This is a genomic window from Micromonospora sp. NBC_01405 (genome assembly GCF_045040155.1).
GTDB lineage: Bacteria > Actinomycetota > Actinomycetes > Mycobacteriales > Micromonosporaceae > Micromonospora.
This window is the reverse complement of sequence record NZ_CP109532.1, coordinates 2,507,662-2,520,951: the sequence shown is the minus strand read 5'-3', so window position 1 is coordinate 2,520,951 and position 13,290 is coordinate 2,507,662. Positions and strand designations below refer to the sequence as shown.

Sequence of the window (13,290 nt, the reverse complement as noted above, 5' to 3'; positions counted from 1 at the left end):
CCTCATACGCTGCCCCTATGGCCACGAAGACTAGTGAACTGTTGTCGGAAGCCGCGCCGCGCGCCGTCGCGGTGGCCCGGGCGATCCGTGAGGACCAGCTCGACCTGCCGACCCCGTGCGTGGACTACTCCGTCCGGGATCTTATGAATCACCTGTACCAGGTGGTGGTCAACTTCCAGGAGCTGGCCGCCAAGCGGCCGGCGAACTGGGACAAGACCGACTACCTGACCGATGGCTGGCGGGACCGGTTCGCCGCCGAGACCGAGCGGTTGATCGAGGCGTGGGCGGACCCGGCCGCGCTGGAGGGCGTCTCGCCCGGGATGGGGCTGCCCCCGGAGACCGTCGGGGAGATGGGGCTGATCGACCTCACCGTGCACGCCTGGGACCTGGCCCGGGCCACCGGCCAGCCGTTCGACGCCGCGCCGGACGCGACCGCCGTCCTGCACGCGTTCATGGACCGGATGGGGGAGACGGGCCAGCGGATGGGTGCCTTCGCCGCCCCGGTCGCCGCCCCGCCGGACGCCGCCCCGCTCGACCGCGCCCTGGCCCGGATGGGCCGCCACCCCGCCTGGTCCCCGCGCTGACCCGACCACCCCCCACCCCCACCCCCCCCGCGCACTTTCACGGAAAGAGTGGCCATTTCCCGTTGGAAAGCCACTCTTTCCGTGAAAGTGCGGGCACGTTTTGGGCGGTGGTGCGTGGCCTCGGCGGCGGCGGCAGGATGGCGGGATGGACCTTGTGACGCTCGACGACATCCGGGTCGCTGCCGCCGACATCGCCCCGACCGTCCTCCGCACGCCGCTGCTGCGCGCCCCCTGGGACGACGCGCTGTGGCTGAAGCCGGAGAGCCTGCAACCGGTCGGCTCGTTCAAGCTGCGCGGCGCAACCCACGCGGTCGCCCGCCTCGACCCGGCCCGACGGGACCGGGGGGTGGTCACCCACTCGTCCGGCAACCACGGGCAGGCCCTCGCGTACGCGGCGCGGGCGGCCGGCGTGCCGTGCACGGTGGTGGTGCCGGAGGGCGCCCCGGAGGTGAAGATCGCCCGGATGCGGGCGTTCGGGGCGACGGTGCTGCTCGTCCCGCCCGCGCAGCGGCTGGCCGAGGCGCAACGGATCGTCGCCGGGTCCGGGGCGGCGCTGGTGCCGCCCTTCGACGACCGGCGGATCATCGCCGGCCAGGGCACCGTCGGCACGGAGATCGTCGACGACCTGCCCGACGTGGACGTGGTGCTGGTGCCGGTCGGCGGGGGCGGCCTCGCCTCCGGAGTCGCCACGGCGTTGCGGGCGCTGCGCCCGTCGACCGCCGTGATCGGCGTCGAGCCGGAGCTTGCCGCCGACGCCCGGGAGTCGCTCGCCGCCGGCCGGGTGGTGCCCTGGGACGTCGAGCTGACCTACCGCACCTGCGCGGACGGGCTGCGCACCAACCTGTCCGAGCTGACCCTGGCCCACCTGCGGGACCGCCTCGACGGCATCGTCACCGTGACCGAGGAGGAGATCCGGGCGGCGGCGGGCCGGCTGATCAACGAGGCCCGGCTGGTGGTCGAGCCGAGCGGGGCGGTGGCGACGGCCGCCCGGCTGTTCCGAGCCGCCGAGCTGCCGGCGGGCCGTACCGTCGCGGTGGTGACCGGCGGCAACGTCGATCCGGCCCTGCTCGCCGACCTGGTCGCCGCCTCCTGACGGCGCGCCCCGCCGGCCCCATCAACGGCGTGCCCCGATGCGTGCTCCACCGGCCTCCGCCGGGTGGCGGAGGCCGGTGGGGGAGGCCGGTGGGGGAGGCCGGTGGGGGAGGCCGGTGGGGGAGGGCTTTCCCCTACGCCGCCTTCAGGCGGTCGAGGACCCAGGCGTTGATGAACGCCTCCTCGCGCCAGGAGTCGTACCGGCCGCTGGGGCCGCCGTGGCCGGCGCCCATCTCGGTCTTGAGCAGGTAGTCGCCCCGGGGTGCGACCGCCCGCAGCCGGGCAATCCACTTGGCCGGCTCGTGGTACAGCACGCGGGTGTCGTTGAGGCTGGTCACCGCGAGGATGGCCGGGTAGTCCACCGCCGCCACGTTCTCGTACGGGGTGTACGACTTCATGTACGCGTACACCTCGGGGTCGTCGAGGGGGTTGCCCCACTCCTCCCACTCGGTGACGGTCAGCGGCAGCGACGGGTCGAGGATCGAGGTGAGCGCGTCCACGAAGGGCACCTGCGCGACGATGCCGGTGAACGCCTCCGGGGCCAGGTTGGCCACCGCGCCCATCAGCAGGCCGCCGGCCGAGGCGCCCCGGGCCACCAGCCGGTCCGGCGACGTCCAGCCCGAGCCGGCCAGGTGCCGGGCGCAGGCGACGAAGTCGGTGAAGGTGTTCTTCTTGGCCAGCATCTTGCCCTCGTCGTACCAGCGGCGACCCAGCTCGCCGCCACCCCGGATGTGGGCGACCGCGAAGATGACGCCCCGGTCCAGCAGGGAGAGCCGGGGGATGGAGAACCACGGGTCCATGCTCGCCTCGTACGAGCCGTACCCGTAGATCACGCAGGCGGCGGAGCCGTCGCGCGGGGTGCCGGCCCGGCAGACCAGCGAGATCGGCACCCTGGTGCCGTCGTCGGCGAGCGCCCAGTCCCGGTGCTGCTCGTAGTCGGCGGGGTCGTACTCCCGGCCGTCCGGACCGGGCCGGACCGGCTTGCGCCGGCGCAGCGTCAGCTCCCGGGTCACCAGGTCGTAGTCGTACACGGAGTCGGGGCTGACCAGCGAGGCGTAGCGCAGCCGGACCTGCCGGGTGCGGTACTCCGGGTTGTTGTCCAGCCCGACGCTGTAGATCGGCTCCGGGAAGTCGATGTCGTGGCCGTCGCCGCCGCCGACCGGCAGCACCCGCAGCCCGGTCAGCCCGTTGCTGCGCAGCGAGACGACCAGGTGGTCGGCGAAGGCGTCGACCGCCTCCAGCCGGGTGCCGGGGGTGTGCGGGATCAGCGGCACCCAGTCGCCCGGCGCGTCCGCCGAGGTGAACGCCAGCGCGAAGTCCTCGGCGTCGTGGTTGTGCAGGATCAGGAAGCGGTGCCCGTGATGCTCGACGCTGTACTCGACGCCCTGCCGGCGGGGTGCGACGAGGGCCGGCTCGCCGGTGGGATTGCCGGCCGGGATGACCCGCACCTCGCTGGTGATCTTGCTGTGGCTGTCGATCAGGATGAACTTCTCCGACCGGGTCAGCTCGACGCCGACCCAGAAGCGCTCGTCGTCCTCCTGGTGGACCACGACGTCCTCGGCGGCCCGGGTGCCGATCAGGTGCCGCCAGACCCGGTTGGGCCGCCAGGCGTCGTCCACGGTGACGTAGAACAGCACCGAGGCGTCCGCCGACCAGGCGGCGCCGTAGGAGGTGTCGGGCACCTCGTCGGGCAGCACCTCGCCGGTGCTGAGGTCCTTCACTCGCAGGGTGAACCGCTCGTCGCCGGAGAAGTCCGTCGAGTACGCCAGCCACCGGCCGTCGGGGCTGACGTCGAACGCGCCGAGCGAGAAGAAGTCGTGCCCCTCGGCCAGCAGATTGCCGTCGAGCAGCACCTCCTCGCCGTCGAGCGGGGCACCGTCGGCGCTCACCGGCGGCTCGGTCTCGCCGGGGTGGACGGCCCGGCGGCAGTGCACGCCGTACTGCTGGCCCTCGACCGTGCGGGTGTAGTACCAGTGGCCGCCCTTGCGGGTCGGCACCGACAGGTCGGTCTCCTGGGTGCGGCGCCGGGTCTCCTCGAACAGGGTGCCGCGCAACTCCTCCAGGTGCGCGGTGCGCGCCTCGGTGTACGCGTTCTCCGCCCTCAGGTGGGCGGTCATCTCCGGGTCGTCCTTGGCGGCCAGCCAGGCGTACTCGTCGACGACCGTGTCGCCGTGGTGGATGCGCTCGGTGGGAACCTGCTTGGCGACGGGCGGGATCTCGGTGGTCACGCCGGTCAGGTTACCGGCCGGCCGGGTTGCCGTCGGGGCGCTGCGGCGGCCCGGCGAGGTGTTCCCCCTGCGCCCGGCTCCTTCGCGGGGGCCGGCGGCCCGACGCCGCGCGCGGCACCCACCGTTCTGTTCGAACACCTGTACGATAACCGCCATGGCGGCAGCAGCACGGTCGACCGACCGGTCCGGGGCAATGGGCATCACTCGTCGACTTACCGAGATCTGCGGTCCCTCCTTCGCCCGCTTCGCCGGGGCGGCCGACGAGGTCGCCGGGCGGCCGGCCCGGTGGGTGGCGGTGCCCGGCGATCTGTCCGCTGCGGCCGAGGTGCTCCGGCTGGCCGCCGCCCACGACCTGACGGTGGTGCCCCGGGGCGCTGGCACGAAGATCGACTGGGGTGCCGCCCCGGAGCAGGTCGACATCATGCTCGACACCGGCCGGCTGGCAGGCATCGGCCACCAGCCGGCGGGCACGCAGGTGGCCGAGATCGGCGCGGGCACCCCGCTGCGCGCGGCCCAGGCGGTCCTGGAACGCACCGCACAGCGCCTCGCCCTCGACGCGCCCTCGCCCGGTGCGACGGTCGGCGGGGTGCTGGCCGCCGACGAGTCCGGCCCGCTGCGGCACCGCCACGGCGGCCCCTGCGACCAACTGGTCGGGGTGCGCTACCTGGCCGCCGACGGCGAGCTGACCAGCGCGGGCGGCGGCACGCCCGGCCTGGAGCTGGCCCGGCTGCTCTGCGGCTCGCAGGGCGGCCTCGGGGTGCTGGTCTCGGCCACCCTGCGGGTGCAGCCGGTGCCGGCCAGTCAGGTCTGGGTCACCCGCCCGGTGGGGAGCCCGCTGGAACTGCCCGATCTGGTCCGGGCGGTGCTCGCCGCCCGGCTCGACCCGGCGGCCGTCGAGCTGGACCTGCCGGCCCGGGCGAACCGGGTGCGCCCGGTGCCGCACCCCGACGACCCGGCGGCCGCTGCCCGCGCCCGGCACCCCTCGATGTTCCGCCGGGCGGCGCTACCGGCCGGGGCGGGCACCCTGACGGTGCTGCTGGAGGGCGGCCCCGCCGACGTCTCCGAACGGGTGGACAGCCTGCTCGCCCTGCTGGGCGACGAGGCAACCGTCGACCACTCGGCGCCGACGTGGTGGCGGAGCTATCCGTTCGGCCCCGGCGAGACCGCGCTGCGCATAGAGGTGCCGACCACAGACCTCCACGCGGCCGTCTACGCGCTGCGCGACGCGGCCGGCGGCCCGGTCCCGATCCGAGGCTCCGCCGGGCAGGGCGTGGTGCACGCGGCCCTGCCCGGCTCCCTGCCCGCCGAGCGGGTGGCATCGATCGTCACCGGGGTGCGCCGGGTGCTGCTCGCCCGGCGTGGCCGGTGCGTCGTGGTGGCGGCGCCGCCACCGGTGCGCCAGGCGGTCGACCTCTGGGGCGAGCTGGCCTCACTGCCCAGGCTGCGGGCGGCGAAGGAATACCTCGACCCGCACCAGCGCCTGGCCCCCGGCCGCCTCCCCGGCGGCCTGTGACGGCCGCATCCTCCGCGCCAGGGGACATGACAGCCGTTCCGGTCATGCGGAGGCGCTCAGTCCAGCCACCACCGGTGCATGTCGCCGACGGCGGGGAGGAGGCGGAGCAGGGGTAGGGCCATCGCGCTGACGATCCCTGCCAGCAGCAGGGCCCTGGCCGGGCGGGACAGCGCATGCCAGGTTCGCGCGAGCAGCGGCAACGAGACCATGGCCAGAGCTGGGCTGACCAGGAAGCCGACCAGGTAGAGCAGCGCGACCAAAGCGTAGAGCCAGGTGAACGGGTTCACCCCGGACAGTCCGAAGGGGACCAGATCCTTCGGGTCGAAGCGGCCGCTGAGCATGTCAGCAGGACCGGCCCCGGTTGCGGCCATCCGTCCGAGGTAGAGGACGGTTACCAGCAGGAAGGCACCCGCGAAGGCCAGATGAATCGTGGTCAGCAGCCAGACCGACGACGGGGTTCGCGCGCTGGGGGCCGCCGCCGTCGACATGGGGGGAACCTAGCACCGGCGGAGGAGATGTGCTGTCCCTCCAATGACCGTGGGGCAGCCGAGGGTAACCGGGTCCGGGGTTCTCCCTCCCGGGGCGCTCGCTCTGGGCTCAGAGCCGGTCGTTGCGCAGCACCAGGATGGCGATGTCGTCGCGGGGGGCCTCGACCGAGAACCCGATCGCGGTCGAGCGCAGCCGGGCGGCCACCACGTCGGCCGAGTACCCGGCCAGTGGCGCGGCGGACTCCCGCAGCCGATCGGTGCCGAACAGTTCCCGGCCCCGCCTGCGCTCGGTCACCCCGTCGGTGTAGAAGATCAGCGAGTCGCCGGGGGCGAGCGTGACCTGTGCCGTCGGCGAGCTGATCGCGTCGAGCAGGCCGAGCGCGGTGCCGGTGGCCCCGACGAAGTCGGCCCCGTCGCCGGCCCGCAGCAGCACCGGCCGGTCGTGTCCGGCCAGGTGCAGGGCCACGTCCAACCGGTCGCCGTCGCCCGGCCCGACCGCCGCCAGCGCCAGCGTGCAGTAGCGCCCGCCACCCCGCTCGACCAGCGTCTCGTTGAGCCGGCCCAGGACCTCCGGCAGCGGCTTGCCGTCGCCGACCAGCACCCGGATGACGTCCCGGACCAGCCCGGTGACCGCAGCCGCCTCGACCCCCTTGCCGGACACGTCGCCGACCACCACCAGCCAGCGCCCGTCGGGCAGCGGGAGCACGTCGTAGAAGTCGCCGCCGACCTCCGCGTCGTCCCCGGTCGGCACGTACTCGGCGGCGAGGCCGATGCCCTCGACGACCGGCAGGGCCGGCGGCAGCAGCGACTGTTGGAGGGTCTGCGCCACCCTGCGCCGCTCGGCGTGGATGCGGGCGTTCTCGATGGCCAGCGCGGCCCGCCGGGCCACGTCCTCCAGCACGGCTACCTCGTCCGGGTCGTGCCGGTGGCGCTGGTGCCGGCCGACCGCCAGGGTGCCCAGCCGCTGGCCGCGCGCCACCAGCGGGACGGCGAAGCCCTCCATCGGCCCGCCGAGCGGCACCTGCGACCCGGTCCGGGACGCCTCGCGCAGCCGGGCCTGCACCGAGTCCGTCCCCGTCTCCCGGAGCACCTTGTCCAGCTGCGGCAGCACCGACTCGTCGGCGTGGGTGGCCGCCGCGAGCCGCAGCTGCCCCCACTCGTCGGCGGTGTGCACCGCGCACCACTGGCCGAGGCGGGGGACCACGAGCTGCGGGATCAGTGCCATGGTCAGCTCGACGTCCAGGGACTGGGCCAGCAGCTCGCTCGCCTCGGCGAGGAACGTCAGCCAGGCCTGCCGGCGGACGTTGGCCCGGCGCAGCCGGTCGTTCTCCAGGTGCAGCGAGAGCCGCTCGGCGGTCAGTACCGCCAACGGCCGGGCGTACGTCGAGGGGGCGGCGTCCAGCTCCAGCTCCCCGGCGTATGGCCGGTGCACCGCCAGCGGCACCCGGAGCAGCTCGTTTCCGGCCCGCGGGGCGCGACCGTAGCGGGCCAGCACCTGCGTGCCCTGCCCGTCACCCCGGTCCAGCCGGACCACGCCGCCGGCCGCGCCGACCATCTCGGCCAGCCGGGTGAGCAGGTCGGTGGCGAATTCGGGCAGCGGGTCCTCGGCGTACTGGTCGGGAGCGGTCTGCATCAGCTCGCTCATCGCCCCGGCGCTCGGCCCAGGGTGCTCGGTGGCCGGACCGTCGCCGGAGCGGATGGTCGCCAGGCCCCACCCGCCGGCGGGCGGCGGGCCGGGGGCGACCGGCCGCCCGGCGGGGTCGCGCCGGTCGAGCCGGAACCACACCCCCTTGCCCGTGGGCAGGTACGTGGTGCCCCACCGGCTGGCGAAGTGGTCGACCAGCAGCAACCCGCGGCCCCGCTCGGAGACCTCGTTGATCTCGGAGCTGTCGTTGCGGACGCCCACGGTCAGCTCGTCGACCGTTCTGGCGGCGAAGTCGGAGACGGTGACGGTCAGCCCGACGTCGTCGGCGACGACCTCGATGTCCAGTTCCGTGCGGGCGTGCTCGACGGCGTTCGTGGTCAGCTCGGTGGTCAACAGCAGGGCCTCGTTGAGCAGGTCGTCGAGGCTCGCGGCGGCCAGCACGGACCGGACCAGGGCGCGCGCGGCGGCCGGCGTCCGCCGGTCGGCGGGCAGCCGTACCCGACGGACGCGTTCGTCCGGACCGCCTGAGGTCGCCGGTCCCGCCTCCGCTGACACCTTCGTATCCTCCACCGCGGCCCGGCCGTAAGCCAAGCCGACCCGGATGCCGCCACGAGGGGCGTACCCGCCCGGGGGACCGCCCGGGCGGCGTTGGCTCCGGCGGCCGTCGTCCCGGCAGGCCGTGTTCCCCTGAGCCGTGAGCTGCTTCGACGCGTGGGCGACCCGGCGGGCGGCGCGGCGCGGCATCGACGCTCGGCCGGGCACAATGATGGGATGGCCGGTGTGCCGGCAGGCCCCGGCGGTCCCGAACTGAGCGAGGAATGATGACCACGGCGAAACACTCGGTAGCCGCGGACCCGTCCGCGCCGGACCAGGCCGCCCTGCTCAGCGAGCTGGCGGAGGCGCTGCGCCGGGTGCGCGGCGGTGACCTGAAGGTCCGCCTGCCCCGGCGGGCGGGCGCGGCCGGCGAGGTGGCGGACGCGTTCAACGACGTGGTGGCCCTCCAGGAGCGGCAGCACCTGGACCTGCGCCGGATCAGCCGAATCGTCGGCCGGGACGGCCGGCTCACCGAGCGTCTCGACGAGGAGGGGCTGGAGGGCTTCTGGGCGGAGGGGCAGCGCGCGGTCAACTCGCTGATCGATGACCTCGGCCGCCCGACCACCGAGATCGCCCGGGTGATCGTGGCCGTGGCCGACGGCGACCTCTCCCAGCACATGGCGCTGGAGATCGACGGCCGGCCGCTGCGCGGCGAGTACCTGCGGATCGGCCGCACGGTCAACACGATGGTCGACCAGCTCTCGTCCTTCTCCAACGAGGTGACCCGGGTGGCCCGGGAGGTGGGCACCGAGGGCAAGCTCGGCGGCCAGGCCGACGTGCGCGGGGTGGCCGGCACCTGGAAGGACCTCACCGACTCGGTGAACACCATGGCGTCGAACCTGACCGGCCAGGTGCGGTCGATCTCGCAGGTGGCGACGGCGGTGGCCAAGGGCGACCTGTCGCAGAAGATCACGGTCGGGGCGCGCGGCGAGGTCGCCGAGCTGGCCGACACGATGAACTATCTCACCGACACGCTGCGACTCTTCGCCGAGCAGGTGACCCGGGTGGCCCGGGAGGTGGGCACCGAGGGCAAGCTCGGCGGCCAGGCGGAGGTGCCGAACGTCGCGGGCACCTGGAAGGACCTCACCGACAGCGTCAACTCGATGGCGTCGAACCTGACGGCCCAGGTGCGCAACATCGCCCAGGTGTCCACGGCCGTCGCCCGGGGCGACCTGTCGCAGAAGATCACCGTCGCCGCGCAGGGCGAGATCCTGGAGCTGAAGGACACCGTCAACACGATGGTGGACCAGCTGTCGTCGTTCGCCGACGAGGTGACCCGGGTGGCCCGCGAGGTCGGCATCGAGGGCAAGCTCGGCGGCCAGGCCCAGGTGCGTGGGGTCTCCGGCACCTGGCGGGACCTCACGGAGAACGTCAACCAGCTCGCCGGCAACCTGACCAGCCAGGTCCGCAACATCTCCCAGGTCTCGACGGCCGTCGCCAAGGGCGACCTGAGCCAGAAGATCACCGTGGACGCGCAGGGCGAGATCCTGGAGCTGAAGAACACGGTGAACACGATGGTGGACCAGCTCTCGTCGTTCGCGGACGAGGTGACCCGGGTGGCCCGTGAGGTGGGCACGGAGGGCAAGCTGGGCGGTCAGGCGCAGGTGAAGGGCGTCTCCGGTACGTGGCGGGACCTGACGGACAACGTGAACTCGATGGCGTCGAACCTGACGTCGCAGGTGCGCAACATCGCGTCGGTGACCACGGCCGTCGCGAAGGGCGACCTGTCGCAGAAGATCACCGTGGACGCCCGGGGCGAGATCCTGGAGCTGAAGTCGACGGTGAACACGATGGTGGACCAGCTCTCCTCGTTCGCGGACGAGGTGACCCGGGTGGCCCGTGAGGTGGGCACGGAGGGCAAGCTCGGCGGCCAGGCCCAGGTGCGCGGCGTCGCCGGCACCTGGCGGGACCTGACCGACAACGTGAACTCGATGGCGTCGAACCTGACCGCCCAGGTGCGCAACATCGCCCAGGTGTCCACGGCGGTGGCGAAGGGCGACCTGTCGCAGAAGATCACCGTGGACGCCCGGGGCGAGATCCTGGAGCTGAAGTCGACGGTGAACACGATGGTGGACCAGCTGTCGTCGTTCGCGGACGAGGTGACCCGGGTGGCCCGTGAGGTGGGCACGGAGGGCAAGCTGGGCGGTCAGGCGCAGGTGAAGGGCGTCTCGGGCACGTGGCGGGACCTGACGGACAACGTGAACTCGATGGCGTCGAACCTGACGTCGCAGGTGCGCAACATCGCGTCGGTGACCACGGCCGTCGCGAAGGGCGACCTGGGCCAGAAGATCACCGTGGACGCGCAGGGCGAGATCCTGGAGCTGAAGAACACGGTCAACACGATGGTGGACCAGCTCTCCTCGTTCGCGGACGAGGTGACCCGGGTGGCCCGCGAGGTCGGCATCGAGGGCAAGCTCGGCGGCCAGGCGCAGGTGAAGGGCGTCTCCGGCACCTGGCGGGACCTCACCGAGAACGTCAACCAGCTCGCCTCCACGCTCACCACCCAGCTCCGGGCCATCGCCCAGGTGTCGACATCGGTGACCCGGGGCGACCTGACCCAGCGGATCGCGGTCGAGGCCCAGGGCGAGGTCGCCGAGCTGAAGGACAACATCAACCAGATGATCGTCACCCTCCGGGAGACGACGAAGAAGAACGCCGAGCAGGGCTGGCTGGACTCCAACCTGGCCCGCATCGGCGGCCTGCTCCAGGGGCAGCGGGACCTCGGCGAGGTCTGCCGGATGATCATGATGGAGGTGACCCCGCTGGTCGACGCGCAGCTCGGCGCGTTCTTCCTGGTCGACACCTCCGACGGCAGCATGCGGCTGCGGCTGACCGCCTCGTACGGCTACGTGGCCCGGGGGCACGACGTCACGTTCGGCCCCGGCGAGGGACTGGTCGGGCAGGCCGCGCTGTCCCGCCGGACGATCCGGGTGAGCGCCTCCCCGGACGGCCGGCTCACCCTGCGCTCGGGGTTGGCGGACACCCCGCCGTCCGACCTGGTGGTGCTGCCCGTGCTGTTCGAGGGCGAGCTGCTCGGCGTGATCGAGTTCGCCAGCGTGGCCGCCTTCTCCGAACTGCACCTGTCGTTCCTGGAGCGGCTGGTGCTGACCATCGGCGTCGCGGTCAACACGATCCAGGCCAACCGGCGCACCGAGGAGCTGCTGGCCCAGTCGCAGCGGCTGGCCCACGAGCTCCAGGAGCAGTCGGCCGAGTTGCAGCGCACCAACGCCGAGTTGGAGGACAAGGCCCAGCTGCTGTCCGAGCAGAAGGCCAACATCGAGACCCAGAACCGGGAGATCGAGCTGGCCCGGCTCGGCCTGGAGGACAAGGCCCAGCAGCTCACCCGGGCCTCGGCGTACAAGTCGGAGTTCCTGGCCAACATGAGCCACGAGCTGCGTACGCCGCTGAACTCGCTGCTGCTGCTGGCCCGGCTGCTGGTGGAGAACTCGGAGCAGAACCTCACCCCGAAGCAGATCGAGTTCGCCCGGACCATCCACAACTCCGGCTCGGACCTGCTGCGTCTGATCGACGACATCCTCGACCTGTCCAAGATCGAGGCGGGCCGGATGGACGTCGAGCCGACCGAGGTCCGGTTCGACGAGATCCGCGGGTTCGTAGAGCAGGCGTTCACCCCGCAGGCCGAGGACAAGGGCCTCGACTTCCAGGTCCGGGTGGCCGAGGACCTGCCCCCAGCGCTGGTCACCGACACCGGGCGGTTGCAGCAGATCCTGCGCAACCTGCTCTCCAACGCGGTGAAGTTCACCGACAGCGGCACGGTGACGCTGCGGATCGCCCCGGCGTCCGAGAGCGTCGTCTTCGACGTGCCGGCGCTGACCAACGCCCGACAGGTGATCGCCTTCACGGTGATCGACACCGGGATCGGCATCTCGGACGACAAGCTGTCGCTGATCTTCGAGGCGTTCCAGCAGGCGGACGGCACGACCAGCCGGCGGTACGGCGGCACCGGGCTGGGGCTGTCGATCAGCCGGGACCTGGCCCGCCTGCTCGGCGGCTCGATCGCCGTGGCCTCGGTGCCGGGAGACGGCTCCTCCTTCACCCTGTACGTACCGGACGTGCTGGCTCCGGACGCGGTGGTCGCGCCCGCGCCACCGTCGCCGGCCCGCGCGGGCCTGCCCGCGTCGCTGCTGATGTCCCCGCCGGAGCTGTCGGGGGTGGCCGAGACGCCGGCCACCCGCCGGCTGGAGGGCGTCACCGTGTTGATCATCGACGACGACGTGCGGAACGTCTTCGCGCTGACCAGCGCATTGGAGTTGCACGGTATGACCGTGTTGTACTCGGACAACGGGGCGGACGGCGTCCGCCGGCTGGCCGAGCATCCGGAGGTGGACATCGTGCTGATGGACGCGATGATGCCCGACCAGGACGGCTACGAGACCACCCGGCAGATCCGCCGTAACCACCGCTTCGCCGACCTGCCTATTGTCTTCCTTACCGCGAAGGCGATGCCGGGCGACCGCGAGTCCGCGCTCGCGGCGGGCGGTAGCGACTACATCACCAAACCTGTTGACCTGGACGACCTGATCGAGCTGATGGCGTCCTGGGTGGGCGGCAGCCGAGGCGAGGAGAGAGCGTGACCCAGACGGCCAAGGCGCTGTTGGTCGACGACCGGCGGGAGAATCTGATGGCCCTGGAGGCGATTCTCCAGGGGCTGCCGGTGCAGTCGGTCGCTGTGGAGAGCGGCGAGGCGGCGCTCAAGCAGTTGTTGGTGGACGACTTCGCGGTGATCCTGCTGGACGCGCAGATGCCCGACATGGACGGCTTCGAGACCGCCAGCCACATCAAGCGGCGGGAACGCACCCGGCACGTGCCGATCATCTTCCTCACCGCGGCCGACAAGGATGCCCAGCTCGCCCTGCGCGGGTACGCGGTCGGTGCGGTCGACTACCTGACCAAGCCCTTCGACCCGTGGGTGCTGCGGGCCAAGGTGTCTGTCTTCGTCGAGCTGTGGGTCAAGACCCGGCAGCTCGCCGCCCAGTCGGACCTGGTCCGGGAGCGCGAGACGCAGTGGCGCACGCTCACCGACGCCGTCGACGAGGCCACCGCCCTGCTCCGGGCGGACGGCCCGGAGGCCCGAACCCGGGCCGTCGACCTGCTGGAACAGGCTCGCTGGGGCAACACCCGCTGA

The 13,290-nt window shown here is 72.8% G+C and carries 8 protein-coding genes; 5 read left to right on the top strand and 3 right to left on the bottom strand.

Features of this window, described 5'->3' with window-relative positions:
• Positions 1-17 precede the first annotated feature (17 nt).
• Together OG559_RS10250 and OG559_RS10245 are read left to right on the top strand one after the other, a co-directional pair.
• A complete protein-coding gene (locus tag OG559_RS10250; RefSeq protein ID WP_405114627.1) occupies positions 18-584 on the top strand; it encodes a TIGR03086 family metal-binding protein in 567 nt (188 codons plus the stop codon).
• 145 nt (positions 585-729) lie between these two features.
• Complete coding sequence (locus OG559_RS10245; protein WP_405114625.1) at positions 730-1,677, top strand: threonine/serine dehydratase; 948 nt, start codon at positions 730-732, stop codon at positions 1,675-1,677.
• 133 nt (positions 1,678-1,810) lie between these two features.
• Here the strand turns inward: OG559_RS10245 and OG559_RS10240 are convergent, their stop codons facing one another.
• Entirely contained in the window at positions 1,811-3,904 is a 2,094-nt protein-coding gene (locus tag OG559_RS10240; RefSeq protein ID WP_405114623.1) for a S9 family peptidase, read from the bottom strand.
• Positions 3,905-4,058: 154 nt separating this feature from the next.
• Here OG559_RS10240 and OG559_RS10235 point away from each other — a divergent pair, with 154 nt between their 5' ends.
• The gene (locus OG559_RS10235; RefSeq protein ID WP_405114621.1) at positions 4,059-5,417 is read left to right on the top strand and encodes an FAD-binding oxidoreductase; all 1,359 of its coding nucleotides are present in this window, start codon (positions 4,059-4,061) and stop codon (positions 5,415-5,417) included.
• Between the two features lie 56 nt (positions 5,418-5,473).
• Here the strand turns inward: OG559_RS10235 and OG559_RS10230 are convergent, their stop codons facing one another.
• Positions 5,474-5,905 carry a hypothetical protein gene (locus tag OG559_RS10230; protein ID WP_405114619.1) on the bottom strand — a complete coding sequence of 144 codons (432 nt, stop codon included), beginning with the start codon at positions 5,903-5,905 and terminating at the stop codon, positions 5,474-5,476.
• 109 nt (positions 5,906-6,014) lie between these two features.
• Positions 6,015-8,105, bottom strand: coding sequence for a SpoIIE family protein phosphatase (locus OG559_RS10225; RefSeq protein WP_405114617.1), 2,091 nt, complete (start codon positions 8,103-8,105; stop codon positions 6,015-6,017).
• Between the two features lie 266 nt (positions 8,106-8,371).
• On the opposite strand from OG559_RS10225, the gene OG559_RS10220 reads away from it, so the two are divergent.
• Positions 8,372-12,739: a HAMP domain-containing protein gene (locus OG559_RS10220; protein ID WP_405114615.1), complete on the top strand. Its 4,368-nt coding sequence runs from the start codon at positions 8,372-8,374 to the stop codon at positions 12,737-12,739.
• On the top strand, positions 12,736-13,290 hold the full coding sequence (locus tag OG559_RS10215; protein ID WP_405114613.1) for a two-component system response regulator: 555 nt from the start codon (positions 12,736-12,738) through the stop codon (positions 13,288-13,290). The genes OG559_RS10220 and OG559_RS10215 overlap by 4 nt, the downstream gene beginning before the upstream one ends.